Below are 24,189 nucleotides of genomic sequence, written 5' to 3'. Positions count from 1 at the left end.
GGAGCCGGTGACGGCCACGGTGGGATGTCAGTCGAGCCAGGGACAGGCGTCCCAGGGCACGTAGGGGGTGCCGCAGCACCAGCACCACGGGTCAGGGTCGGTGACCGGCGTGACGGTGCGGCACCGGTCGTCAGGGCAGTACCGCAAGCAATCACGTTCGTCGCAAACGGCGATCTCGAACGACCGCGACCCGACGATCTCGCACACCTCGTGGCCGCACTCCAAACGGTTCAGTGCAATGTGGCCCTTCCCGCTGGCGTCCTGATTCGGAGCCCGGTAGGCGGCGGCGACCTCGGCAGCGTGCGCGCCGTCGGTTGTGTCGTCGCTTTCACCCCCGTCGGCCAGGAGACTCGCCAGCCTTTCCACCGCGTCGCTCGGGTCATCGGTGACGTAGGGATCAGACTCGGGCAGGCAACCGAGGGATGAGTCGTACACGTGGTAGTGCCGCACGAACCGTACTGGGCTGGTGATCTGGGTCATGCCGCTGCCGCTCCTTCGTCCACCGTGGCGGCGGTGCCAAGCCATGCGCGGCACAGGTTCTGGTGCCGGGTCGTGGTGGTGGAGTAGGACACCGGAGGGATGATCGTCCGTCCGTCGGCGCGCACCCAGGCGATCGGTGTGGCGTAGGAGCGGACGGTGTAGACGATCCCTGGCCCGCGACTATCACGGTCGTACTTGCGCGCCCAGGGCAGGGGCAACCGTCCCGTCGAGGACGGTGCGTAGGGCACGGCGCTCATGGCGCCGTGAGTATCGAACGGCTGAAGGCGGGCCAAGGGGCCGTCAGGGCCGCCAACGCCGTAGCGGATGGACACATTGCCCATCACGATCACCTCACAAAACGCAGGGGAGGACTCCCGCCCGGGGGACGAGAACCCCGGGCGGGAGGCTGGGATGGGGTCACTGGACGGGGCTGTCCGTCCGGCGGCCGCGCAGGGTGATGTAGGTCTCGCGGCCGAACGCGCCAATCGCCAAGGCCAAGTGCAGGGCCACCATGTGGAGGTGCAGGATGATCGCCAGTTCGGCCAGCAAGATGGCGACCGGGGCGATCAGGTGAGCGCGGTGGTGGTCGTCATGGTGCAGGTGAGGGTGAAGCAGGGGCCGCAACGGGACCGCCTCCTTTGCGGAACTGAGGGGTTGTTCGCAGGTCGGCGTTCACGCAGGCCGTCGGCCGCGTGATGCGTTGTGCTCGGGAGCCGGTGGCGTGGACTGGCCGCGTCCACTAGCCGGGAGACTGCGCGCCGCCTCGTAACTCCGCACCTCACACCGCCCGCGGGCATGCGGGCGGTGTGCCGGAAGCCACCTAGAACGGAGTCAAGTTCGAGACTCACCGAGCACAGTTGGGGCCGAGGGGCCCTGATCTCGGCCCGTAGCCCTCCCGCCTCACCGGACGGATGGGCCAGCCCCGCCCGTGGGAGACCTTGCACGGTCACCCGGGCGGGGTGTCTATCGGGGATCAGTCGACCGGCCGCGCTTCTGCGGGCAGGCCGAGCACACGGTTGATCTTGCGGGCTTCTCGCTGGGCGCAGCGTTCGCCTCGGTAGATCAGCCCATCGTGGACGAGTACATCGGTGGCCGGATTGCGGGTGTACACCCGCCACGGCGACCGGTCATTACCGGCGCGGGGTGCGGACATGGCGATCCTCCAGTTGGACGGGTAGGGCCGGGAGACACGCGACATCCCGGCCCTTCAACCTGCGGTCAGAGCCGCACGGCCTGAGCCTGGACCTGGTAGCGCTGCCCGCCGATCTCGGTCTTGCCGGTGGCGTAGTAGCCGGTCCGGCCCGTGGAGAACGTCTTGGGCGCCAGGTTCTCGGCGATGGCCGCCAGCGCGGAGACCGCCTCGTCCCGCTTGGCGTTGACCTTGACCTTCGGGTTGGCCTTCGAGCCGATCAGCACGGCCTGAGCCTGCGCCTGGTACCGGTCACCGTCCACGGTGATCTTGCCGGTGGCGTGGAAGCCCTTGGACCCGCTGGAGAAGGTCTTGGCCTTCAGGTCGTCCTTGACCATGTTCGCGAGCGCCTGCTGCACACTCACTTCAGCCTCCTGAACGGCGGGGCCCAGGCCCGATACCTGGGCCACAACCAGGTGGCGTGTCGGAATGGCCATCCAGGAGCTGTGCTGCCGCTGCCCGCCCGTCGGCCCGGACGGTCTACTCCTCCAGTGCCGGCGATCTGGCACACGGCTTGTCCAACCACGCTCCCAGCGCGCGATCCCTGGCCCGCCGAACCGCGCGGCCGGGAACAGTGGTGGGCGTCCCGCAAAGGGTGCTGTGCCGCTGGGGAGACCGGAACGCATCCCTCCCCAAGCGGGGGCCAGAGCCACAGCGAGCCCGATATCCGGCGGCAGCGAACCCGCACGCGCCATGGCACGTGCGGCATGCGCCACCGGTTTGGGCTCTCACTTGAATACGGGCACCGGAATGGCCGAACCGTCGGCGACTTTCAAGATTGTTTGCTCGCCCGGCGAACGGCTTTCTCCGTTACCGCGTATTCCGTCTCCCGCGTGCGTGCACAACGGAGGACATGCCGCGCGCGATACGCGCGGACAATACCGTGAGCGGTCCAAGTCAGCGCGTCGTCCGCGCTGTGCGTGAAATCCGCTCTCACTCTAATACGGGCGCTGAAACGGCCGAACCGTCGGCACTCTTCAAGATTCTTTTCGTGGGATGAGCCGGAGACTGCTACCGGTCTAGACGCGTCGTTCGGGTGCGCGGGGCCGCTACGCCCCGCAGACTGGCCATTCAGGGCATAACAAGCGCTTGGACTTGCGCACGGTCTCAGGACAGTAGTAAGCCCCCTAGGGCATGCCCTAGGGGGCTTACTACTGTCCCCCTTCTAGTCCGCTTGCTCTGCCCGACCTGTCGTTTCGCTGGGGCGCATGCTTGTGTGCACCATTTCGTCACGTGCGTCGTCGAGGCGTTCGGAAAGCGTCTCCCACTCCCGAAGTCCCTTGTCCCGCGTACGGCGGACGTTCCAGCGTGACCCGTAGGCTCCGCCGTGTTCGGCCTGTGCGACGGTCGACAGGATGCCCGCACGCTTTAGGTCGTCCGCTTCGCTTGCCAGGAACAGCACCTTTGCCAGCGTGGGGAAGTCGCTACCGTCGCCCCAAGCCTTGCGCATGATCGCTTCGCTGAGCTGTGAGACGCCGGTCGCCGTTGCAAGCGCCGTCACGTTTTCGGCGTGCGGTACGCCGCGCATGCGCTGAGCGCCGGGGGTTTCGGTGATCTCGTCCGGCGGGACGTCCAGCCGATACCCGTTGCGCGCGGCAGCGTCGCGCACTGCCCAGCGTAGGAGGGTCTTTCGCGTGATGATCGTGGTCTGACCGTCCTTACGGCGGTACTGCCAGGCAGCCACCTCGCGGGAGTCGACCCACAGTGAAGCGGTCGGGCAGGACTTCAACACGTCCCGCAGACGTGAGGCGAACATCAGAACGGCATCTTGAGTGACGTCATCCGACACGTCATCCGTGCCATAGACGCCGCGCCCGCTTCGCGTGACGGTCGCGCTACCGTCCATGCGCTTACGTGACCGCGTCGCGTCGACCGCGCGGCAGTAGCCGCGCGCCAGCGTGCGCACGTCCGCCCAATCATCGGGGGTCACTCGGGACATGTCCTCTGGGGTGAGATCATCACCCGGAACGTTGATCGGGATTGCCCTTCCCGGAATCCAGTTCGACACGATCTGACTCCGATCGTTTCGTGACGCTTGCCCGTACGCTTCGCGTCACTTCCTGTGCTCTGCTCGCCTTCTATTAAACCTCCCATTAGCCGGGAATGCAATACATTCGATCGGGCATATCAAAGGCCATTTGGCAACCCTCTTGACCAGGCATTTCATGGTCGCGCATGACGGCGTCGCGATCGGTGTTGGTGGCACCGATCGAGCCTATTGTGCTCCCCTCTCTCAAATCACCTCAATGGCAAACACAATCAAAGCTCTCGCATCAACCGAAATCCGAATACCGACAAACCTCTCAACCCATCCACCCTTTAGGTGTCGCTCCACTGGCCAGTCGCGGCGCCTTAGAGGTGCTACGCGACTTTCCTGACCTGGTTGAAAGCCTTCGTGTGCCCACCCATTCCTAAGTAGACGGGCAAGTGGGTCCCCTAGTGGGTGTGCCGCTATGACCTCCTAGGTGCATTTGAAGAATGGCTGCAGGTGCGAATATGAATTGGTTTCGCTCCCGGCTTGTATCTGCTTTGGTCGGGCGGATGCCGCTAGCCAGTCCGCTTGAGCGGGCGGACTGTTCTCGTTGGCTCTGCACGGCTTGGGGCACGGCACTCATGCACCAACACGGCGATCAGGAATAGCAGGGCCGGGCTGATCTCACCTTCGGGCAGGATCCTTGCGGAAGGTTCTCAGAGGGTTGTTCGTTAGGTGTTGTCTCGTTTGATGGCGATGAGTCCTTGTTGGGGCGAGACCTAGCCGAAGAGCCCAAATCAGCGCGGGATGGCGCCCGCCTTGTTGCCTTTGATCTCGGCCCGCAGTCCGTCATAGGTCAGCTCTCGCTAGGGTCCGGTGAGGCGCTCGCCGGGCCGGTTGGCCTGACCAGGCCATTCCGGCTTCTCGCCTCGTCGCGGGCGCGCGGCGCGACATACTTGGTTGACGTTCCAATGGCGACGGTGAGGCCTGCGTGGACTGGATTCGGCGTGATGTCGCCTTGTCGAACGTCCGCAGGCGGCTGGCGGCCGTCGAGCGGTCCGGGGACGCCGCGCCGCTGTTCGACGACGAGGCCGTCCGCGACGTCGCCGAGCTGGTGGAGTACGCGCGCGAGTACCCCGCCGACGCGCTGCCCGGGCTGACGGCGGCTGGGCGGCTGTTCTGGAAGCGGTACCTGTGCGTGGGCGGCGGGGCCCGCGGCACCGACACCCCCAACCTCGTCGCCGTGCTGGCGGTGCTGGCCCCCGTCTACGCGGTCGACCGCGCCGCGGTCCCGCAACCGCTCTGGCGCAAGCTGCGGGAGGTCGGGGACAGCTTCACCCAGTCGAGCCTCGTCGAGAAGGCCCCGGACGAGTTGCTCGACAACGTGGCCGGCCTGGTCGCCTCCGGCCCCGAGTACGCCGAGGCCGCCACGTACATCGCGGACGCGGCGACGGTCATGCTGCCGCTCAGTCATCCCGTGCGTCCGCTGCTGGTGTCGGAGCTGGCCGTCGCCCTTGACCTCCGGTACCAGCACGAGGGCGAGCGGGAGCACCTCGACCGGGCCGTCACCATGGCCGCCGAAGCCGCGGCGGAGGCACGCGGCCCGGTGCCGCTGTCGCGGCTCGGGCTGATCTCGTGGCGGCGGTACATGGTGGCCGGTGAACGCGCCGATCTTGACCGGGCGGTGGAGGCGAACCGCGCCGCGGTGGACGCGGCGCGCCCTACCGACCCCTCGCTGGCGGGCTGCCTGCACAACCTAGCGCTGTCGCTGGACTCGCTGGCCGATGCGACCCGCGACCTCGCCCGCTTCGAGGAGGCCGTGCTCGCCTCCCGGGAAGCGGTCAGCCTTACCGACCCCGCCCGCCGGATGGCGCTGCACCACACGGTCCTGCTGGTGAGCCTATTAACCGACCGGTACACGGTCCACGGCGCGCGCAGCGACCTGGACGAGGCCCTGCGGATCGGGCGAGCCGCCACCGCGTCCGCCCGATCCGGCGCCCCGGGCCTCGACACGATGCGGGCCGCCCTGGACCGGACCGAGGAGCTGCATGCCGATCTTCCGTAGAAGCCCGCGGTTCGAGCACGCCCGCCAGGTCCTCACCGTGCGCGCTGAGGACGACCGGGAGGCGGTCGTGTTCACGGCACAACGCCGGGGCCGCACCCATCACCTTGTCGTGATCGCGTCTCCCGGGCGGACCGTGCCGTACACAACGATGCCGGCGGACATCCTCGCCGACCTCTTCGCCGGCCTGTGGGGCGAGGAGGCCGGGAAGGGCGCCCGGCGGTCCTACACCACGGACGGCGAAGCGCTCATCCTTGTCGAACAGCCCGACGACGAAGGGCAGTACCGGTCGCTGCCGTACGTCCTGCCGGATCCGCCGGATCCTCAGGTGCTCGCCGGGAACGCCCTTGCCGACACCGGGGAGCCCGTGACGGCGCGCGGCCCGTACCAAGTGCCCTGGACCCCGGCGGTCGCCTTCGTCGTCTCGGGACAGCTGGCCGGGCAGTCGCAGCGGTTCGCGCTGGTCACCGGGGATCGCAGCCACTGGGTGGTGACGGACGACGACCCAGGTGCGCTGCGCCGCCTCTTCCACGACGTGATGGCCGCGCCCGAGTCCACGGGCGGCCTAAGCCGGCTTGTCGAGCATCCCGTGCCAGCCGTCCCGTGGACATTCGTGCCGGAGCCGCTCGCGTCGGCGTCCTCGCCCGCCGACCTGACGCCCGCCGAGCTCGGCCGCTCCGTGCTGACCGCCACGACCCTCCATCGACACGCCGGGCTGACGTACCGATGGCTTGGCCCAGACGGCGACGGCGGGCACGCCGTCCAGTACCGCCGCGATGACGACGAGCCTTGGACGTTCGCGACTTTGGACGCATGGCCGCCGAACGACTTCGTCGTCGAGAGGTTCGCGGCGGCCTGGGACGCCCTGCAGCACATGCACGCCGACAGGTACCTGCGCGACGCCGTCCAGCTCGCGCAGGACGACCAGCTGGAGGAGGCGTTCCATCAGTTTGCCCTCCACACCCGGATCACCCGCCCCGACGCCGCCGACGACGCCCGGTACACGCTCGCGGGAGCGATGGTCGTCGGGCAGCTGCTGTACGAAGGCGAGCATCCGGACTTGGCGGAATGGGTCGCGACCAGCGCGGCATCGCTCGCCGAGCGGTTCGCCGAGCACGACATGCGGCGGCGCCTGCTGAGGCTGGCGGCTATGGCTTGCGAGTCCCTCGCCCAGCGCGCCGAGGCGCTGCTGCACTACGAGCAGGCCCTCGCCATCGATGAGCCCTTCGGCGACCCCGTCCTGGAACGCGACCTGAACCTCGACTTCGTGACGACGACGGTCCGGCTCATGGGCGACCACGAGCCGGAAGGCCTGTTCCGGCAGGACCTCGAACCCGGGATGGCCGCGCTGCTGCGCAAGGCGGCCCGCCGCCTCGACCGCGCCGCCGAGCTCGTCGTCGCCGAACCCGCCGAGCGCAGCGGCTGGGCCCGGCTCGCCGTCGCCGTCTACCGGTGGCGGCTGCGCGACCTGGCCGGAGAGCACGGGGCCGCTGCGGCCGGCCTCGCCGACCTGCTCGCCAACCCCGCCCTGGACGAGCACGGGCCGCTGCGGCAGAGTGCGGTGCTGTTCCGGCTCATGGCACTGTGCAAGCTCGCCGATCAGGACCCTGACTGGGAGGACCGCTACGCCGAGGCACTGACCGGGCCCGAGACCAAGTCCCTCGGCGGCGACCGCGCCTGCGTGTACCTCGCCCTGCGCGCCGACCAGCTCGCCGGCCAGGGCGACGACTACAAGGCCTTCGCCAACGCCCTCCTCGCCCACCGGATCCAGCTGGTCACCGACCGGCAGCGGATCCGGCAGCCGCGCCCCGGCGAACGGCACACCGGCTGGCTCGCCATCGACGCCCTGGCGCGGCTGCACCGCCTGTCGCTGCTCATCACCACGCGGGAAGGAGACACCCCCGACACCCGTCTCACCGGCCGGATCCGCGTCCTCGTCACCGAGAGCGCCAAAGGCCGCTGGTTCCGCCGTGACCTCAACCGCGGGCTGCGCACCGAGCCGGACGGCAGCCTGGTCTACTCGCCGGTCCGCAGCGCGGACGAGGGCCTGGACGAACGCCTGACCTGGAAGGCCGATCTCCCCGCCCCCCAGGACGAGGTCACCGCAGGCCGTACGGCCCGGCGCCGTCTCGACTCCGAACCCCTCCTCCCGCCCGAGGCACGATCCCCAACCGGCCTCAAGGACCTGCACGTGTTCGCCGAGGCGTTCCCCGACTTCGACCTGACCGCGCTGCGCTCCCGGCTCCCTGAGGGCACCGCGCTACTGTCCTTCTACGCCGCCCGTGACCTCAGCCACGTCGTCTGCATGACGCCCCACCGCAGCGTCAGCCTCCAGATCGAGGTGCCGCTGGACGGCCTCACCCGGGCGGCGGTGTCCCTGCAGGCGGCGTTCTCCGGCACGGGCCTGCACGGCCGCATCGATCCCGACCGCCCGTTCGACGTGGACGACCGGCTCTATGCTCCCTTCCGGGACCTCGGATGGTGGCTGCATGAACTCGTCCCGTTCGTCCGGGACGCGCCGCTCATCATGATCGCCCCGCATGCGGCCTGGCACAACATCCCCGTCCATGCCCTGCTGCTGCCCGAGCTGTGGGAGACGGGCCGCAACCCCGCCCTGACCTACGTGCCCAGCATCGGCGTGGCCGAGGACATGCTGCGCCGCGCCGCGGAGCGCCCGGCCGCCATCGCCGCCGCCGCGGTCGCCGCCGTCCCGGCGCGGGCCGCCGAGGCGGAGCTGTTCGCCGACTGCCGGGAGCGGATCACCGCGGCGCTGCGCAGCTCCAGCGTCCGCGTAGACGAGCCGTCCGCGCGCGACGCCACACCGGATGAGGTGATGTCGATCCTCGCGAAGACTGATCTCGCCCACGTCCTGGCGCACGGCTGGTACCGCGACAACGCCGAGGCGATGGACTCCGGCCTGGCCCTCTCCCGGACCAAGACCGACGACGGCCAGCTGTCCGGGCGCGACCTGCTCGGCGGTGCGATGGCAGCCGCCCACGTCACCTTCCAGGCGTGCTCACTCGGACGGGTCGTCGTCTCCGCCAGCGACGACCAGTGGGGGCCCGCGCGGGCCGCCCTGCTCGCGGGCGCCGACAGCGTCCTCGCCCCGATGTGGGACGTCGACCTGCGCTCATCGACGGAACTGATCGCCCGCTTCTACGAGTCCTACTTGAAGGGCGGCGTCACCAAGGCGCGCGCCTTCACCGAAGCGCAGCGCTCGGTGTACCAGTCCGGCGACGCCTGGCGGCATCCCTACCACTGGGCCGCCTTCAAACTGACAGGGGTTTGACCATGCCCGAGCTTGAGACCCGCCTCGCCTCGCTCACCGACGCGCAGGTTGCGCAGGTGCTGCAGCACCTGTTCAGCCATTTCGACGACAGCGAGGTCCCGGCGGTCACCCAGGACGAGATCGACGCCCGGATCGTCGCCGACCGCGAGTTCCTCGGCGAGCTGGCGGCCGCCGACCCCTCGCCCGCCACGGCCGAAGACGGGGAGGTCCGCGCCCTCATCGCAGCACTGGCGGAGGCCGTCCCGGAGACCCGCCCGGTCATCGACGCCGCCGTCGCCAGGGCAGAGTCCGAGCGAACCCTGCCGATCGATCACGACACCGCTCTGAGCGTCCTGGCGATAGCGACGTCGGCCGCGATCCTGCGCCCCAGGTTCAGCATTCGCCGCAAGAGGAAGAAGGACAGCGACGACCTCCAGATCGACCTGGACATCCGGGGCACCCAGGGCATGGGACGTGTCCTGGACATCATCACGCGCTTCCTGAATCCATGAGCCGCCAGAACGTCCCGTCGCCACAGAGCGCGCAGCCAGAGGGAGTCGCTGCGACTGCACGATCCCCGATCGCGGCGCCGTTGCTTGGATCCGTGGTGGCCATGAGAGCCGATGGTACTGACGAGAGCCGGTCACCGTTGGGTGGGTCGGACGAAGCCGACCAGGTCGTTGCGCCGGGCGTAGGAGTCGGTGGCGATGCCCGGACGGCAGGCGGTGCACCGGGCGTTGATCATTTGCTCGGTGGTTAGGACGATGCCGACGTGTCCTGGGTTGCCGGGACTGCTGCCGGGGCCGGAGTTGAAGAAGACCAGGTCACCTGGCTGCTGGTTGCCTTGGCGGATGCGGGCTCCGTGGCGCCATTGGTCGAAGGTAGTGCGGGGGATGCTGATGCCGGCGGCGCGGTAGGCCATCATGGTCAGCCCGGAGCAATCGTAGGCGTCCGGGCCATCGGCGCCCCAGACATAGGGCTTGCCGAGCTGCGCGCGAGCATAGGTGATGACCTTGGCGACTACACCGCTGGCGGGCTGAACGGGGAGTCCACCCGGCTGGCAGGAGGACTCGTCGGCCGTGGTAACCGCTTGAACGGTCTCGTGGGCGTAGCGGCGGGCCCAGGCCAGCACCTTGCCGATGTATTCGGTGGAGCCGTTGTAGCGCAGCAGGGCGTTGGGGATGTCGTTAGGGGCGCCGTAGGCCTTGAGCATGTTGGCTGCCGCGGGGATGGCATCCGCCGGGTCGTAGACGTTGGCCCAGCCGTCGCCGCTGGCGTCGATGGCAAAGCCGTCGCTCTGATCGCTGCCTTGCCAACGGTGGCGGGGCGGTCCGCCCCAGTTGTTGGTGGCTTCTCCGCCAATGCCGATCTGCATGGGCCCGGCTGCTCCGGCCCCGTTGGCTCCGGAACGTACCCCGGAACCGGGACGCAGATCGCGTCCGTGGTCGGATTCGACTTTGCCGACGCCGGCCAGGACGGCCCAGGCGATACCGGATTCGTTGCCGACCTTGCGATAGAGGGCGAGGTAGGGGGCGGGGATGGTGCTTTCGGCTTCGTCTGAGGCGCCGGGTTGGGGCTGGCAGCCGACAGTGCTGGTGTCGCTGCCGGTTCCGGCGCCGAGGAACACCGCGATCAGGACCATGAGGGCTCCGACGGCGGCGGCCAACCAAAGCTGGGCCGCTCCGGTGTCGTCACTTACGGCCTGCCGCCAGCCCCTCGTCTGCCTACTCGGCGCTCGCATCGGTGTCTCCGGCATTGCCGGCGTTGGCGGGCTGGATGTCATGGATGTCCCAGTCGTTCTGGCCGGTCTTGATCGTGGTGACGGCGAGATGCTGAGTGCGCTGGTGGCGGCCCGCCGTGGTGGTGATGTCCTGATGCAGGTCGACGAGGACGATGAGCGAGCTTGGGCCGATGGTGCGGATCTTGGTCGCCGTCGCGTGCGCGGTGGCGGTCTCGTGGTCGCGGGTGCGTTGCGTCTGAATGGAGGGGGTGCTGGCCGCGCGGGCCAGGGCCGCGTAGAGCTCCGGTGTGGTGATGGGCCGTAGTCGCGCCAGATAGGCCTGTGCGGATTGGTCGTATCGGTGGCTGCCGTAGGCCGTGGTGAAGTCGGCCGCCAGCCGAATCGCGGCATTCAGCTGGTGGTGGGTGAGCGGGAGAAGGTCGGTCACCTTGGCAGGTGTCGCGCCGGTGGTGGCCGGGGTGGGGCTGGCGGATGAAGGTGTGGTGGTGTGGCCGTCGTTTACCGGTGGACGAAGTGCGCAGGCCGTGAGCAGTGATGCGCTTAGGCTGGTGGTGATCGCCAAGGCGCGACCAGGGAAGGAGCGCTCAGGTCTCCTCATCGCTGTCTCCATGGCGCGGGAGTGGGCGGGCGTAACGGGCCAAGGTGCTGAGGCGCAGCCGTGGGGGGCCGCCGCGGGAGGTGGCGTGGAGCCAGATCGGCCCGGCTGGTCCTAGCTGTGAGTCTCTGATCGCGTCGGGTGTGGTGGTGAATACGGGGACCGGGGGTGTGCCGATGGCTGCGTGCAGGTTGATTTCGCGTCGCTGGCTGCTGGTCCAGATCAGCACGGGGGTGGTGAAACCGTCGGCGGAGGCGAGGTTGGCGTAGCCGCGCAGCTTGTCGACGACCTTCTTCAGGGGCCGCTGGGTGCCGGTGTCGTACTCGACGAAGAAGTCGACGTTTGTGCCGTGTTCGCACCAGCGTCCGTATCCGTCGGGGCGGATGTAGGGCGCCCAGGTCTGGGCGCAGCGGCGTTCGGACCACCAGTGGACCAGGTCGGCCGCGGGGTGATGGCGGGCGGCGGCGGCCAGGGCGGTGAAGATCCCGTTGACGCCGATCAGGTGTGCGAGCTGGGGTGACAGCGCCCAGGCGAGAATCCGGTCGCGGCGGTAGCCCAGGTCGGAGAACGGGATGCCTTGGTCGGCGGCGATCACGTGGGCGCCGGCTTCGCCGATGGTGTAGTGCAGGGGTGCGGTTCCCTTGCCTGGGGGGAGCAGCGGCCGGAACCGCTCCACTGCTCCGAGGTTGGCCAGGCGGAGCATGCCGCGGCGGGCGCGATCGGCGTTGGGGTAGGCGAGCTGGGCGAGCTGCCCGGTGGTGAGCACGTGATGGTCCCAAAGGGCGTGCAGGACCTGGCGGTCGCGCTGGGTCAGCCGGGAGGCCAGCAGCATCGGCACTAGGTGCTTGAGACCACCGTTCGCTGCGGCGGGAGCCGGGAGCGATCGGGGGACCGGCGGAACGTAGCGGGTCATCGCCTTTTCCTCCTCGTGGGATGCGGTCGTCGCGGTGGATAGGCGGGTCAGATGGATGTGGCGTCGGGTCCGTGTGGCGAGGCGGTGCGCGGATCGGCGCGAGGGTCGTGGGCGCGTGCCCGGTGAGGCACCCGGTGAGGGCGGGCGCCGTAGGTCTCGGCGGAGACGCGGCGGATCAATCTGGAGCGCCCGGGGATGGCAGGCGGTAGTGGCCGGGTCCGCAGTGTGAAGGCGGAGGTCTCGGCCGCGTCGACGATCAGCCGGGCGCCGGCTTGGAAGGCGTCCAAATGCGCCAGGTCGTGCTGGGAGAGGTTGGGGGCCATATGGCGTTCCAGCGCGCGGGCGTCTTCGGGGGAGACGGCGAAGAAGACCTTGCTGCGGGCGTTGGCCGAGATCGCCTCACGTAGTTCACGTGACAGTTGCGCCAGGTCCTGATGCGCCAGCACCACCGAGAGCCGGTAGGCGCGGGCCTCGGCGAGGAGATCGGCCAGGCCGTGCGGGAGGGTGAGGAAGTTGTGACACTCGTCCACATACAGCGCGCTGTCGGCGCGGGCGCTCTGGCCGTGACGGGTCCGGTTGGACACCGTCTCCCAGATCTTGGCCAGCATCAGCGAGCCGAACACCGCGCAGGCGTCGGCGCCCAGGATCCCTTTGGGGGCTCGGATCAGCAGCAGTCCGCCGTCCAGCACGGTGGTGGGGTCGAAGGTGGAGGTCCCGGAGCCGAGGGTGGAGCGGATGAAGTCGCGCAACAGGAACGCGCGCAACTTGTTCAGCACGGGGCCGGTGGCGTGCGCGCGTGCTCCGGGCGACAGGTCGTCGTACCAGGCCCAGAAGTCGGCCAGGATCGGGTCGCGGACCCGGGCGGTGTAGGGGGCGCGGTAGGCCGGGTCTGCCAGTAGCCGGGGGATGTCGGCCAGGGTGGCGTCGGGGGCGTGCCAGAGCGTCAGGCAGGCCGAGCGCAGGATGTCGTCGGTACGCGGCCCCCAGAAGTCCTTGTAGATCCGGTGGAAGATGCCGACCAGGTTGTCGCTGGCCAGATGTGCGTCGGGACCTTGCAGGACGTTCAGCGCCGGACGTCGACGTTGGTCGGGGTCGAACAGGACAACCTTGTCGGCGACGCCCTCGGGCAGCCTGGCAAGTAGATCGACGATCAGATCCCCTTTGGGGTCGATGACGACCGCGCCGCGCCCGGCCTTGGCGTCGGCCAGGATCATCTGCGCCATTAGAGTCGACTTGCCTGACCCAGTGGCGCCGAGCACATGCATGTGATGGCGTGCCTCGGCGACGCCCAGCGCGACCGGCCGCACGATTCCCGCGTCGCTGACTCCCAACTGCTTGGCATCCGGGCCCGGCGCGGCAATGCCCGGGGGTGGCGGCACCGCGTTGGCGCCCGCTCGCGACAGCCCCGGGACGGCGGAATCCCAGGGCAGATGCGCTAGCGCTGCCAGCTCGGTGACCGAGCACAGGTCGCCGCGCCGCAGCCACCGCCGCGCCAGCGCCGTTTCGGGACGCCAGAGTCGATGGCGGCGCAGGTAGTTGTGGCCCGCGTAGAGCGCGTAGGCGGAGGCGATTGCGTGCGCGCGTCCGCGTAGCCCGCGCCGCAATTCACGCCGCACCGCACGGTCCCCCTGCCGGGGTGTCACCGCGCCGTCCGAACTTGATGTGGTCGAGGACGACTTCGCGGCGGTGTCGAGAGTGGTCACGGGCACGGTGTCTGGGCTGATGGCCAGCGCGTAGCTGATCGTCGTCTCCCATTGCGGCTCCCGAGCCTTGTCCAAGATGGCGCGTACCTCGGCGGCGCGCTCGGGGTGGGCCACGTAAGCGCTGGTTGTGGGACGCCGCGCTGCCGCGGACGGGGTGATCAGGTCGAACAACCATCCCCAGGGCCGCTGCGATGCGGTGCTGCCGCGCAGTGCGGCGGCGGCACGGTGGGCCTTGGCCAGCCGTCGGCCGGTGGCGGGCCGGGCGCAGATCTGCACGATCGCGCACTGACCTGGGGACAGTCCGGAGGCGGCGCCGACCAAGGCGCGGAGCGAGTCGGCGCGGTGGTCGGCGCGTAGCGGCAGCCAGTCGGGACGGGCCATCCGCAACTGGCCGCCCACCGCGACAGCACCCGTTGGGAAGGGGGATGCCGAGGCCGGGGCGGTCTCAGTGCGGGCTGCGGGCCATGCCGCCTCGATCGCTCGCTCGATGAATCCGGGCGGCACCGTGCCCGGCACCCACAACCGGATCTGGACGGCGGCGGTGTCCCACGCGTACTCCCAGGCCAGGTGCGGCTGCCCGGTCAGCAGCCGCTTGTAGGCCGGGCGCAACAGGCCGAGGAGGTTGGCCCATAGCTCATGTGCGGCATCCGGGTCCACCTCGGGCGGCGGCAGCACGGTGATCTGCCGCGCTCCCTCGGCGAGCCGGTCGTGTCGGCGCCGCCACCACCAGTGCCGCACCGTCAGGAACGCCGTCACCGCGCAGACCAGCAGAACGCCGCACAGCCACCCGTAACTGCCCACAAAGTTCTCTGCCCTGTGGATAAGACTGTTGATGAACGCGTCCGGGTCACGTAGGAACGGCTCTCCGGGAGGCTCGGTCGGAGCGGTCAGCGACGGACGCGGCGACCGGCTCTGGGACGCGTTCTGGGACGGCCGGAGCCGGACTAGGCCCAATGGCGTAGAGATCATGGCTCGATGTCCAGTCCGTCGTCGGTGTCGATGGGCAGGTCCGCACGAGAGCTGGCGTCGAGTGCGGCCAGTTCTGCGGGGTCACTGGTGATCACGCTGTGCTCGGCGGGGGAGGCGATGGCCTGGAACGAGACCCGATGGGAGCCGGCCGCCAGAAGGCCCTCGCCGCGAGAGCAGGCCAGAAGGAACTGGCGTTCGCCCTCGGACAGGTTGAAGGCGGCCCCCACCGCATCGATGGCTTGGGGCGCTTGGCGGAGCAGGATCTGGGTGGTGGCGTTGGCCACGACGGCTTGACCGAGCTCGGTGCCGAGCAGGTCGGCGGCATCCTGGGTGACGACCGCCAGGGCGCACCAGTACTTGCGCGCAGACTTGGCCAAGCGGAACAGGAACTTGGCACCGTCGGGCTCGCGCATCAGCAGCCATGCCTCGTCCACCACGACCAGGCGGCGCCTGCGGTCGCGGGGGTTGGACACCCGCCGCCAGACCGCGTCCAGCGCGAGCAGGGTGCCTGCGGCGCGCAGCTCGTCGGGCAGATCCCGTAGCGAGAAGACCAGCAGGTGCCCGTCCGGCCGGGTGGTCGTGGGGCCGTCGAACAAGTCCCGGTGCGTGCCGGTCACGAACGGAGCGAGCCGGGCGGCGACCTCACCGGCTCTCGGAGCCTCGGTGTCGTCGCGCAGCGCAGTGGCCAGGTCGGCCAGTAGCGGGGCGGGGCGGGTCCAGGTGCGCGGGTCGCTGGTGATGCCCGCTCGGGCGTAGACCTTAACGATCGCCTTGTCCAGTGCCGCCTTGCTGGCCGGGTCCAGCGGCTCGTCCAGCAGCACGCTGATGAGGGTGTGCAGGAACAACGCGCGGCGCGTGAATGCGTCGGTCCCGGTGTTGGAGGCGGGCAGGTCGAAGGGATTGAGCTGGACGCCAGGGGAGCCGAGCGAGATGTAGGAGCCGCCGACCGCGCCGCACAGGCGGGCGTATTCGTCCTCGGGGTCGATGACGGCAACCTCGACTCCGGCGTATAGCGACCGCAGTACCTCCAGCTTGGTCAGGTAGGACTTGCCGGCGCCGGAGCGGGCCAGCACGACGGAGTTGTGATTGTCCAGGCCCCACCGGTCCCACAGCACCAGGCCTGAGGAGGCGGTGTTGATCCCGTACAGCACGGTCGTGTCGGTGACCGGCGCGTCCAGGTCGGGCGAGCTGAACGGGAAGCTGGCCGCGAGTGCCTGGGTGTCGAAGGTGCGGCGCATGCGCAGACCGTCGACGCCGATCGGCAGGGTGGTGGTGAGCCCTTGCAGTGGCCGGAAGGTGGCCGGTGCGGCGTCCAGCAGCAGTGAGGACGCCAGGGCCCGCACCTGCGAGCACTCGGCCTCCAACGCCTCCTGGTCGGGGGCGTGCACGGTGATGTACAGGCCGACTCGAAACAGCTTGGTCTGCCCGCGGGCTAGCGCGGCGGCCAAGCCCCTCGCATCCTCAGCGGCTGCGGTGGCCTGGAAGTCCTCCAGGCGGCCGTGTTCGGCGTCGGAGCGGGCGGAGGATTCCAGCCGGGCGAGCTGGCGGCGCAGCCGGTCGGCGGCCACCGTCGGCGGGGTCGGGTCGATGTGCACCGCGACCTCGACCCGGCCCGGGTAGGTCAGCAGCGGTTCCAGCCACCCGGGCCCGACCTCGGCGGGGTATCCGGTGATCGCGAACGACGCGCAGACCCCGTCGGACAGGGTCAGGGTGCGTGTGCCGACTTCGATCGCGTCCGGCCCCACCACCCCTGGGCCGGTGTACGGGCGTGAACCGGCAGCCGGGCGGAAACGTGAGCGGGCGGCTTTCAGCAGGGTCATCCCAGTTCTCCGGTGGAGGTGATCGTTTCGGCGGGTGCCGCCCACCGGCCGGTCGTTGACGCGGGGGCGGCGTGCCAGGGGTTGCAGCAGTCGGCCAGCACGGCGGTGGCATGGCCACCGGGCAGGACGCGGACGGTGATTCCAGCAGCGGCCAGCGCACGCACGGCTTCGTCGGCGCGGCGCAGCACGCGCTGGGCGGCGCCGTCCCCGGCCCGGCCTTGGTGGGGTTCGCGCAGCACGATCAGAACTTGGCGGCGCAGCAGGTCGCGGCGCCGCGCGAGGTCGGTGAGGAAATCGGCGTGTTCGATCGCGGCCTGTTCCAGCTCGGGGTGTGCCAGCGTGGGCGCATGCTCGCGCAACCCGGAGATCAGCGGGGCCAGGTCGACGTCCTGCGCGCGGACCACGATCTGCGCCGGTCCTGACAGCGAGTTCAGCCAGCGCCCGAACACTCCCACCAGCGCGGCCTGCTCCTGAGGGGTGCGCAACGCGAAACTCACCGTGCTCGCCTGACACACCACCGCCGCGCCATCGGCGGCCAGATCGATCACACCGTCAGCGGAGATCGCGGTGGCGGGCAGCCGCAGGGGAGCGGGCAGCGGCTGCTGCTTCTGCTGCGCCCAGGCGGGCGGTGCGGCCACCCCTTCGGGGGCCAGCACCAGGCGGCGCGGGGAGTGGGCGTGCCGGATCGCGGCCAGCAGCAGCCGATCCAGCCCTACCCCGTCGCGGCGGCCCAGCGCCAGCACGGCGGCCGCCGCGCCGAACGGGAACGCCGCCGCGGCGAACACCGGGAACGGCACCAGGCTGCGGGTGGCGGTGTAGGCCAGCCACAGCACCGCGCCCGTCGCGGCCAAGATGGCCACTTGGCGGGCGGTCAGACCGGCCAGGATCTTGTCGGGGGTTTCCACGTCGGCGGGAATCCGGACGCTGTGTTCGTCGGACGGCACGGGTGACCACCTCCGTCAGCTGGGCCGTTTCCATGGCCGGTGCGGGTCAGGTTGATGCGGCGCTGGATGGGGAGATCGCGTTGGACGGGGTGGCGGCGCACGCCAGTCCCCGGCGTGCGGGGGCGTCCAGGTGGTCTCCGGGCGGCCCCAGCGCTGCTGCTCACCCACACTGTCGGGCGCCGGACGCCCGTCATACACGCGCTCGTGCCAGGCCGGATCGGGCGGCATCCACCGTTCATGCGCGGGGCTCCAGCGTGGCTGAGCCAACCCACCCCGCGCCGCAGCAGGCGGAGTTGCCGACCCTGACGGAAGCGCCGGGACCGTCGGTCCCGTGGGGCGTCCAGCGGGCGGAGGCGGCGCCTTGCCTGCGCCCGCACGGGACCCGGCGAGCCGTCCGAGCAGACCACGGAACAGGAAGAACGAAACGATTATCTTGGCCGCTCGGCTGATCGGGCTGCGGCTGATCACGCCGCCCTGCCAGATCAGACGGGAGATCCAAGAGGGGACGCGCACCAGTACGTACAGCAGGCAGATCGTCGTCCACAGGTCCACCTGGTCACCCGGGGTACGAAAGCCCAGGATGGTGACCATGTCGGTGGTGAGCACCACCCGCATCGCAGCGATGAACACCAGCGCCTGGGCGACCTGGATGGCCAGCACGCCGAAGAAGCAGCGCCACCACAGCTTGGCCAGCCCCTCGGTCTGCGGCAGCGCGTGACACGCCAGCGCCAGCGGAGCGGCGGCGATCAGCAAGATCGTGAGCATGACCCGCGTGATGTAGATCAGCAGCAGGATCACACCCAGCGACACCGCCCAGATCGTCACCAGCACGATGAAGATCCCCACGTCCCCGGGGTTGAGCGAGTGCACGATGATCTTCTGGAGCTGATCGGCCGTCTGCTGCGGATCCACCCCCTGACCCAGCAGCGCCGCCGACAACGCGTTGGCGAACTCGATCGACTGCCCGATCAAGATCAGGCTGGTGTTGGAGGCCACCATGCCGACCACCAGGCGAGGCGCGATGTCCTTGACCGCGTAGGAGTTCTGCAGGGTCTGGCGGCCCATCAAGGTCAGCCCGCCGACCAGCACCAGCAGCACGTAACAGGAGTTGGCCACCACCAGCGACCCGGTCCACAATCCCTGCACCCGGCTGGTCTGGTCCAGCCGCGGAGTAACCAGAAGAGATTTGCCCAGAAACCCGAACACCGGATTGATCGCGGAGGAGACCAGGTCCTTGAACCAGTTGTTGATCGCCTCTTTGGCCTTGCACGCGACGTCGAACCATCCGCACTCGCCTGAAACCTGTTCTGGACTTGTCGGCACGCCCGGTGGGGAACTCGGGTTGCCTGGCGCCGAGGTCGTCGGGCTGGGAGAAGCGGATGTCGAGGGGCTAGGGCTGGTTGGTGGAGCCGACGGCGCCGGCGGGGAACTCGGTGTGGGCGTTGGTTCGGCGGCCACTTCGCCCACCGGCACGGTCGTCACGGTGGCGTGTGCGGGGACGTCGGCCACAGCCACCGCGATCAATGCGGCAGCGCAGCACCCGATGACGGCGGCGCGGGCGCGCAGAGCGGTAGACATCGCTGCTCAACCGCCCACAAAGCCTTTGAGGATGGCCACCAGCACCGGTGCCATCACCGCGCCGCCGTAGCCGATCGCGGCGTACTTCAAGGTGTCTTTAGCCTTGCCGACCTCGCCCGGATCACCACCGGCCAGCAGATAGCGGGTGAAGCCGACGGTCAGGAACAAGGTCGCCAGCGCCACCAGCAACCCCACCAGCCACTTGGTGATCCGGTTGATCACCGTGTTCAGATCCTGCGGCGGCGCCGCCAACCCATCGGCAAACGCGTCCGGCGCCGCGAACAACACCAGCAGGACACCGGCCAGCACGGCCGCAGCCAGCGCCACCCACCGGAACATCGTGGAGCGCATCCAGCCACCTCCTTGATGGACGTGGCCGGAGCCCCGCAGCGACCGGGGGGATGCGGGCCGGGCCAGCGGAGGCTTCCGGCCACGGTCATGTGGCCGGAAGGGTGGCCCCGGCCCGCATGGGGCGGGCGGATCGGCCGCTGGCAGGGCCCCGGCGCTCACCAGGACGCCACACCCCCGCATAGAGACCTCAGAACGGACGCGGTCCACCGATCGGTCAGAGGGGCCTATGCGACATCTCAACGCCCTGACTCCGACGGCCATATGCCGCCTATGAGGCCGCAGAGCAGCCCATGGCACGACCAGACTCAATTCCGGCTTGCCGGTGCTCGGCAGTCGGCCGGAGTTCTCCTGACACGCGGCACGGCACGGCCCCTGATCGTCGGTGCCGCGGCGGCAACGTCAGATCAGCGTCCGCGAGGACGGCAACGACTCCGGCGCTGCGGACGGCAATCCATTGCCGAACCGAACAGTGCGGCGGCAACGGCAATCCGGCTCGGAGCACGACGGCACGGCAAACAGCCGAGGTAGAGCCCCTTCTAAGAGGTTCCTATGTGGCCCGTGCCGACAATCGCGCCCAGATACCGCAGACCATTCAATGCATAGGAGGGACCGATCAGGTGCGCGACCCCTACTGGCACGACAAGACCCACGCCCTGTACACCGGAGACGCCCGCCAGGTGCTAGCCGAGATGTCGGCCGAATCCGCCGACTGCATCATCACCAGCCCACCGCTGTGGACACCACCACCGCGCGATGAGCCCACAGCCAGCCCGAGCCGCTACGGCCGCGAACCCACCCCGGCCCTCTACCTCGCCGCCTTGCGCCGGCTCTTCGCCCAAGCTCACCGGGTGCTGAACGACCGGGGGACCGCCTGGCTGATTACCGGCGACCGTTACGCCGACCAAACCGGATCGGATGGCCTACAGGAGGGGAGACACCGTCGCCGGATCCGCGATCACACGATGAGGGGAGTGCCCGCCACCTCCCTGATCGGCCTGCCATGGCAGCTGGCGTTCGCCCTCCAGGACGATGGATGGATCGTTCGCAACGCCATCGTCTGGCAGCAGTTCTCTCTCGGCCGGTCTGCGGCAACCGACCGATTCCCGCTCTCCTATGAGCTGATATTCCTGCTGGTCAAGTCGGACCGGTACTACTTCGACCGTGGCACCGTCTGTCGCCCTCCGGACCGCCTGACCGGTGAACCCGGACTCGGCGACAATCCATCCTCCGAACACGGCCGCGAACGGTCTGCACCTGACTCTGGCTGGCAGCACAACCGGCGGCACGCAGATCGGGACGGAAGCAGCAGGGATGGCAGAGTGAGCGGCCATTGCCGCGACCGAGACCGTGCGGCACGGCAGCCGCTAAAGCGGCAAGAACCCGAAGTGTTGCCGTTCGAACCCGTTGGCGACGTCTGGTCGTTGCCGCCGCGACCGGAGCGGCACACCCTGCCGATCGAGGTGCCGCTCACTTGTATCGCCGCGGGGTGCCGTCCAGGCGGCACTGTCCTGGACATGTTCGCGGCAGACGCCACTACTGGAATTGCCGCCCGGCACCTCGGCCGACCCTTCATCGGCGTGGAACAAGACTTGGAACTATGCCGCGTTGCAGAGCGCAGGCTTCGGGCGAAGAGTGGCCACGGCGATAGCGATATGCGATGAGCCCAGCGGGACAAGACCCTAACCACTTGGTTAGATGCAACGCGCCGAACAGCCAATATGCTGCAGACTCTCAGGATGTCATCGGCGCTGACCAGGGAGACGGACGGCAGCTCTCGACTCGTGTCGAATTCGTCGCAGTGAGCGGCAGCGAGGGTCAAGCGTTGGAAGCCCTTCAACTAGCAGTGATCCGAGAGATTCTTCAATGGCTAGGCCAGCATACCGATCAGCAGGAGTAGATCACCGAGACAACGGCCACGGGGAAGTGGTCCTCCCATGGCTTGAGGCTGACGACAAGTCCGATCCGCTTGGCGAAGCATCCCAGGCCGGGCTACCAGTACCGGTCGCGTGGCTGGGACGTACATCCACCGATGACCAGCAGGACCCGTCGCTGTCGCTTCCTCGGCAACTGCGTAAGTCCCGGGACGCCTTGCCCAGCGGCTACGTCATCGTGGCGCACTTCTACGACGTGGAGTCCGGCCGCAAAGACCTCGACGACCGCGGTTACGGCCGCGCGCACGAACAGTTCAATATTCCGATCCCCCGGGATGGCGGAATTCAGGACCTGCTGACAGAGGCTTCCCGCACCGACCGCCGGTTCGTGGCGGTGATCTGTGAGGGAATCGACCGGGTCGCTCGGCGCACCTACTTTGGCACCAAGATTGAATACGAGCTGGAACAGAACGGCGTCCCTCTACTGGCGGCCAACGAGCCCATCCTTCCTGACAGCGGAAACGGCCGACGTGCCCGCAAGCGTGCGGCTCCCATCCTCACCCGGCGTATCAACCAGGCCATCGCCGAATGGTACGTCGTGCAAATGCTGGAACTGTCCTGGGATGGCTTCTGTGAACACACCGAGCAGGGCTGGAACATCGGGCGCCCGCCCTATGGCTACATGGCCGACAGGCGCCCCCACCCTGTGCCGGCTAGACGTGCAGAAGGCAAGACAAAAACACGCCTGATCCCCGATCCCGCCAAAGGCCCCACCGTCACGACCATCTTTCAGATGCGGGCGCTGCAGCGCCTGGGTTACGAGGACATCGCCGACCGGCTCAACACCGATCTCGCTAGCCATCCACCCCCAGAACCGGTCGACCCACGCCGTGCGGTCGGACGCTGGACCGGCTCGGCGGTCCGCGGCATCCTCACCAACCCCAAGTACACCGGCTACATGGTGTGGAACCGCCGCGCCTCCAAAAAGGGCGGACGCCACAACGAGCCCGGCGAATGGATCTGGTCACCCCGTCCCACACACGAGCCGCTGGTCACCAAAGACCTGTTCGAAGCCGCCTCACCAGTGGCCCAGCAACGCCAGGGCTCCCGCCCCACCAACGCCAGAAGCACACACCCGCAGACCAAACGCTCCTACCGCCTGCGTTCGTATGTCTGCTGTGACCTGTGCGGGCGGCGGATGTTCGGGAAGACCCGGCACGGCATCGCCTACTTCGCCTGCCAGCCCGAACGCCAGCACCACAAGGACCGCGCCGACTGGTACCGCGACCATCCCAAGAGCCTGTGGATCCGGGAGGAGACCCTGCTGGACGGCGTCCGCCATTTCTTCGCCGAACGGATCTTCGGCCCTCGCCGTCAGCAGCACCTTCGCGACCAACTCCGGACTTCAGCCACCAGGCAGGCGGACTCTTCGGCCACCAAGCGCCGCACCCAACTCAAGCGGGAGCTGACCGAACTGCGGCGCCGCCAGGACAACCTCATCACCCAGCTAGAAGGCTTCGAAACCACCGGCGATGCCGACTCCGACCACGACTACCGGCAGTCCATCCAGCGACGTTTCGCTGAGCTGAACGCCACCCGGCGCACCAAGCAAGCAGAGCTTGACCGCCTCAACGCCGACACGCCCCCGGCCAATGACGACGCCGACCTTCTCAACCTCATCCCGCAACTCCGCCTCAACCTATCGAAGCTGCCCGAGAACCTGGAGCGCCAGCTCTACGACGCCTTCCAGCTTCAGATCCGTTACAACCGGACTAGCCACGAGGCCACGTTCCGCGTGACGGTCCGAGAAGATACGGTGAGGATGCTCACCAAGACCACAGAGAGCATCACGGAACGAGGATCTGAGATGCAGATGGAACAGAGCCGAAACGACGGCCGCCTGTTCCCATCTTCTGGGCGCCCCCTGCAGGATTCGAACCTGCGCACACGGCTCCGGAGGCCGTTGCTCTATCCCCTGAGCTAAGGGGGCGTGCGCCCTTGGGCGGCGCGGTAGAAGATTACCAGGGTTGGCGGGGTGACGCGCACGTGGACGTTCGCCGTGCGACACGGGGGTGGAGTGGGCTAACTTCGAGGCCGTGACCGAGCCACTGGGACGCGTGCTGGTCGTCGATGATGACGAGGTGATCCGCCAGCTCATCGCCGTGAACCTGCAACTGGAGGGGTTCGAGGTGTCGACCGCGGTGGACGGTCAGGACTGCCTGGAGAAGGTGGCCCAGGTGCGGCCCGACGTGATCACGCTGGACGTGATGATGCCCAGGCTGGACGGGTGGGTGACGGCGGTCCGGCTGCGGGAGGATCCGGAGACCGCGCACATCAGGGTCGTGATGATCACGGCGCGGGCGCAGGAGCACGATGTGCGCCGGGGGAACGAGATCGGGGTCGACGCCTACGTGACCAAGCCGTTCGACCCGAATCAGCTGATCCAGACCGTGCGGAAGCTCGCCGCGGTTGCCGGATAGTCTCACCGGTGTGACTCCAGCCGATGTGAGCGGTGCCCTTGCGGGTGCGGTGCGGGACGCCGTGGCCGAGGGTGAGCTTGATGTGTCGGTGCCTGAGGATGTCGTTGTTTTCAGCCGGGGTGCCGGGGTTTATGAGAGTCCTGTGGCGTTGCGGCTGGGGGTTGATCCGTGGGTGATCGCGCGGCGGGTCCGGGGGTCTGTGGCGGGGAACGGGTTCGTGCGGGTTGGGCTGTCGGTGGATCAGGTGGTGGAC

Annotated in this window: 21 protein-coding genes and 1 tRNA gene; 6 read left to right on the top strand and 16 right to left on the bottom strand. The window is 68.9% G+C overall.

The annotated features are described in order from the left end of the window. Positions 1-27: 27 nt before the first annotated feature. The 6 genes from E1264_RS09185 to E1264_RS09160 all read right to left on the bottom strand — a co-directional run bounded on the left by E1264_RS09185 (position 28) and on the right by E1264_RS09160 (position 3,677). Entirely contained in the window at positions 28-480 is a 453-nt protein-coding gene (locus E1264_RS09185) for a hypothetical protein (RefSeq protein ID WP_132171613.1), read from the bottom strand. Further along, positions 477-737 carry a hypothetical protein gene (locus E1264_RS09180; RefSeq protein ID WP_132171611.1) on the bottom strand — a complete coding sequence of 87 codons (261 nt, stop codon included), beginning with the start codon at positions 735-737 and terminating at the stop codon, positions 477-479. The genes E1264_RS09185 and E1264_RS09180 overlap by 4 nt, the downstream gene beginning before the upstream one ends. A 160-nt stretch (positions 738-897) precedes the next feature. Further along, positions 898-1,104, bottom strand: coding sequence for a hypothetical protein (locus E1264_RS09175; protein WP_132171609.1), 207 nt, complete (start codon positions 1,102-1,104; stop codon positions 898-900). Between the two features lie 349 nt (positions 1,105-1,453). Next, positions 1,454-1,633, bottom strand: coding sequence for a hypothetical protein (locus tag E1264_RS09170; protein WP_132171607.1), 180 nt, complete (start codon positions 1,631-1,633; stop codon positions 1,454-1,456). A gap of 65 nt (positions 1,634-1,698) precedes the next feature. Next, on the bottom strand, positions 1,699-2,034 hold the full coding sequence (locus E1264_RS09165) for a hypothetical protein (protein ID WP_132171605.1): 336 nt from the start codon (positions 2,032-2,034) through the stop codon (positions 1,699-1,701). A gap of 800 nt (positions 2,035-2,834) precedes the next feature. Next, positions 2,835-3,677, bottom strand: a complete 843-nt coding sequence (locus E1264_RS09160) for a hypothetical protein (protein WP_207935809.1) — start codon at positions 3,675-3,677, stop codon at positions 2,835-2,837. A 955-nt stretch (positions 3,678-4,632) separates the two neighbouring features. Here E1264_RS09160 and E1264_RS09155 point away from each other — a divergent pair. Genes E1264_RS09155 through E1264_RS09145 form a run of 3 tightly spaced genes read left to right on the top strand, consistent with a single transcriptional unit; the run spans position 4,633 to position 9,483 of the window. Beyond that, the gene (locus E1264_RS09155; protein WP_132171601.1) at positions 4,633-5,706 is read left to right on the top strand and encodes a hypothetical protein; all 1,074 of its coding nucleotides are present in this window, start codon (positions 4,633-4,635) and stop codon (positions 5,704-5,706) included. Continuing rightward, positions 5,690-8,992, top strand: coding sequence for a CHAT domain-containing protein (locus E1264_RS09150; RefSeq protein ID WP_132171599.1), 3,303 nt, complete (start codon positions 5,690-5,692; stop codon positions 8,990-8,992). The genes E1264_RS09155 and E1264_RS09150 overlap by 17 nt, the downstream gene beginning before the upstream one ends. A 2-nt stretch (positions 8,993-8,994) precedes the next feature. Further along, positions 8,995-9,483: a hypothetical protein gene (locus E1264_RS09145; RefSeq protein WP_132171597.1), complete on the top strand. Its 489-nt coding sequence runs from the start codon at positions 8,995-8,997 to the stop codon at positions 9,481-9,483. Between the two features lie 131 nt (positions 9,484-9,614). Here the strand turns inward: E1264_RS09145 and E1264_RS09140 are convergent, their stop codons facing one another. The 8 genes from E1264_RS09140 to E1264_RS09105 form a co-directional block, all read right to left on the bottom strand. Next, positions 9,615-10,613, bottom strand: coding sequence for an NlpC/P60 family protein (locus E1264_RS09140; protein WP_243710831.1), 999 nt, complete (start codon positions 10,611-10,613; stop codon positions 9,615-9,617). A gap of 82 nt (positions 10,614-10,695) precedes the next feature. Next, positions 10,696-11,274, bottom strand: a complete 579-nt coding sequence (locus tag E1264_RS09135) for a hypothetical protein (RefSeq protein WP_132171593.1) — start codon at positions 11,272-11,274, stop codon at positions 10,696-10,698. A 22-nt stretch (positions 11,275-11,296) separates the two neighbouring features. Next, positions 11,297-12,220 carry a replication-relaxation family protein gene (locus E1264_RS09130; RefSeq protein ID WP_132171591.1) on the bottom strand — a complete coding sequence of 308 codons (924 nt, stop codon included), beginning with the start codon at positions 12,218-12,220 and terminating at the stop codon, positions 11,297-11,299. Positions 12,221-12,267: 47 nt separating this feature from the next. Then, positions 12,268-14,724 (bottom strand): type IV secretion system DNA-binding domain-containing protein, encoded by a 2,457-nt coding sequence (locus E1264_RS09125; protein ID WP_132171589.1) that lies wholly within the window; start codon positions 14,722-14,724, stop codon positions 12,268-12,270. 164 nt (positions 14,725-14,888) lie between these two features. After that, positions 14,889-16,712, bottom strand: a complete 1,824-nt coding sequence (locus tag E1264_RS09120; protein ID WP_207935808.1) for a conjugal transfer protein TraC — start codon at positions 16,710-16,712, stop codon at positions 14,889-14,891. After that, entirely contained in the window at positions 16,709-17,656 is a 948-nt protein-coding gene (locus E1264_RS09115) for a PrgI family protein (RefSeq protein ID WP_132171587.1), read from the bottom strand. Before E1264_RS09115 ends, E1264_RS09120 begins: the two co-directional genes overlap by 4 nt. A gap of 15 nt (positions 17,657-17,671) precedes the next feature. After that, complete coding sequence (locus E1264_RS09110) at positions 17,672-18,979, bottom strand: hypothetical protein (protein WP_132171585.1); 1,308 nt, start codon at positions 18,977-18,979, stop codon at positions 17,672-17,674. Positions 18,980-19,240: 261 nt separating this feature from the next. Next, positions 19,241-19,585: a pilin gene (locus E1264_RS09105; RefSeq protein ID WP_132171583.1), complete on the bottom strand. Its 345-nt coding sequence runs from the start codon at positions 19,583-19,585 to the stop codon at positions 19,241-19,243. Positions 19,586-20,202: 617 nt separating this feature from the next. On the opposite strand from E1264_RS09105, the gene E1264_RS09100 reads away from it, so the two are divergent. Further along, positions 20,203-21,246: a site-specific DNA-methyltransferase gene (locus E1264_RS09100; RefSeq protein ID WP_165964079.1), complete on the top strand. Its 1,044-nt coding sequence runs from the start codon at positions 20,203-20,205 to the stop codon at positions 21,244-21,246. Between the two features lie 1,717 nt (positions 21,247-22,963). Here the strand turns inward: E1264_RS09100 and E1264_RS44515 are convergent. Together E1264_RS44515 and E1264_RS09090 are read right to left on the bottom strand one after the other, a co-directional pair. Next, on the bottom strand, positions 22,964-23,143 hold the full coding sequence (locus E1264_RS44515) for a hypothetical protein (RefSeq protein ID WP_207935807.1): 180 nt from the start codon (positions 23,141-23,143) through the stop codon (positions 22,964-22,966). 231 nt (positions 23,144-23,374) lie between these two features. After that, positions 23,375-23,446 (bottom strand) — tRNA-Arg (locus E1264_RS09090). Between the two features lie 127 nt (positions 23,447-23,573). Between E1264_RS09090 and E1264_RS09085 the strand changes: the two genes are divergently transcribed. Then, positions 23,574-23,936: a response regulator gene (locus tag E1264_RS09085; RefSeq protein WP_132171651.1), complete on the top strand. Its 363-nt coding sequence runs from the start codon at positions 23,574-23,576 to the stop codon at positions 23,934-23,936. A gap of 10 nt (positions 23,937-23,946) precedes the next feature. Further along, the coding region (locus E1264_RS44510; protein WP_207935806.1) for a hypothetical protein at positions 23,947-24,189 on the top strand (243 nt) is incomplete at its 3' end.

The organism is Actinomadura sp. KC216, assembly GCF_004348535.1.
GTDB lineage: Bacteria > Actinomycetota > Actinomycetes > Streptosporangiales > Streptosporangiaceae > Spirillospora.
Note: the sequence above shows the minus strand (reverse complement) of the source record. Positions and strands in the feature narration are given on the sequence as shown.

Excerpts from the sequence above, each read along its gene's own strand:
- E1264_RS09140 (WP_243710831.1), bottom strand. The coding sequence starts at position 10,613 with ATGGTCCTGATCGCGGTGTTCCTCGGCGCCGGAACCGGCAGCGACACC.
- E1264_RS09130 (WP_132171591.1), bottom strand. The coding sequence starts at position 12,220 with ATGACCCGCTACGTTCCGCCGGTCCCCCGATCGCTCCCGGCTCCCGCC.
- E1264_RS09120 (WP_207935808.1), bottom strand. The coding sequence starts at position 16,712 with ATGACCCTGCTGAAAGCCGCCCGCTCACGTTTCCGCCCGGCTGCCGGT.
- E1264_RS09170 (WP_132171607.1), bottom strand. The coding sequence starts at position 1,633 with ATGTCCGCACCCCGCGCCGGTAATGACCGGTCGCCGTGGCGGGTGTAC.
- E1264_RS09185 (WP_132171613.1), bottom strand. The coding sequence starts at position 480 with ATGACCCAGATCACCAGCCCAGTACGGTTCGTGCGGCACTACCACGTG.
- E1264_RS09150 (WP_132171599.1), top strand. The coding sequence starts at position 5,690 with ATGCCGATCTTCCGTAGAAGCCCGCGGTTCGAGCACGCCCGCCAGGTC.
- E1264_RS09105 (WP_132171583.1), bottom strand. The coding sequence starts at position 19,585 with ATGCGCTCCACGATGTTCCGGTGGGTGGCGCTGGCTGCGGCCGTGCTG.
- E1264_RS09145 (WP_132171597.1), top strand. The coding sequence starts at position 8,995 with ATGCCCGAGCTTGAGACCCGCCTCGCCTCGCTCACCGACGCGCAGGTT.
- E1264_RS09180 (WP_132171611.1), bottom strand. The coding sequence starts at position 737 with ATGAGCGCCGTGCCCTACGCACCGTCCTCGACGGGACGGTTGCCCCTG.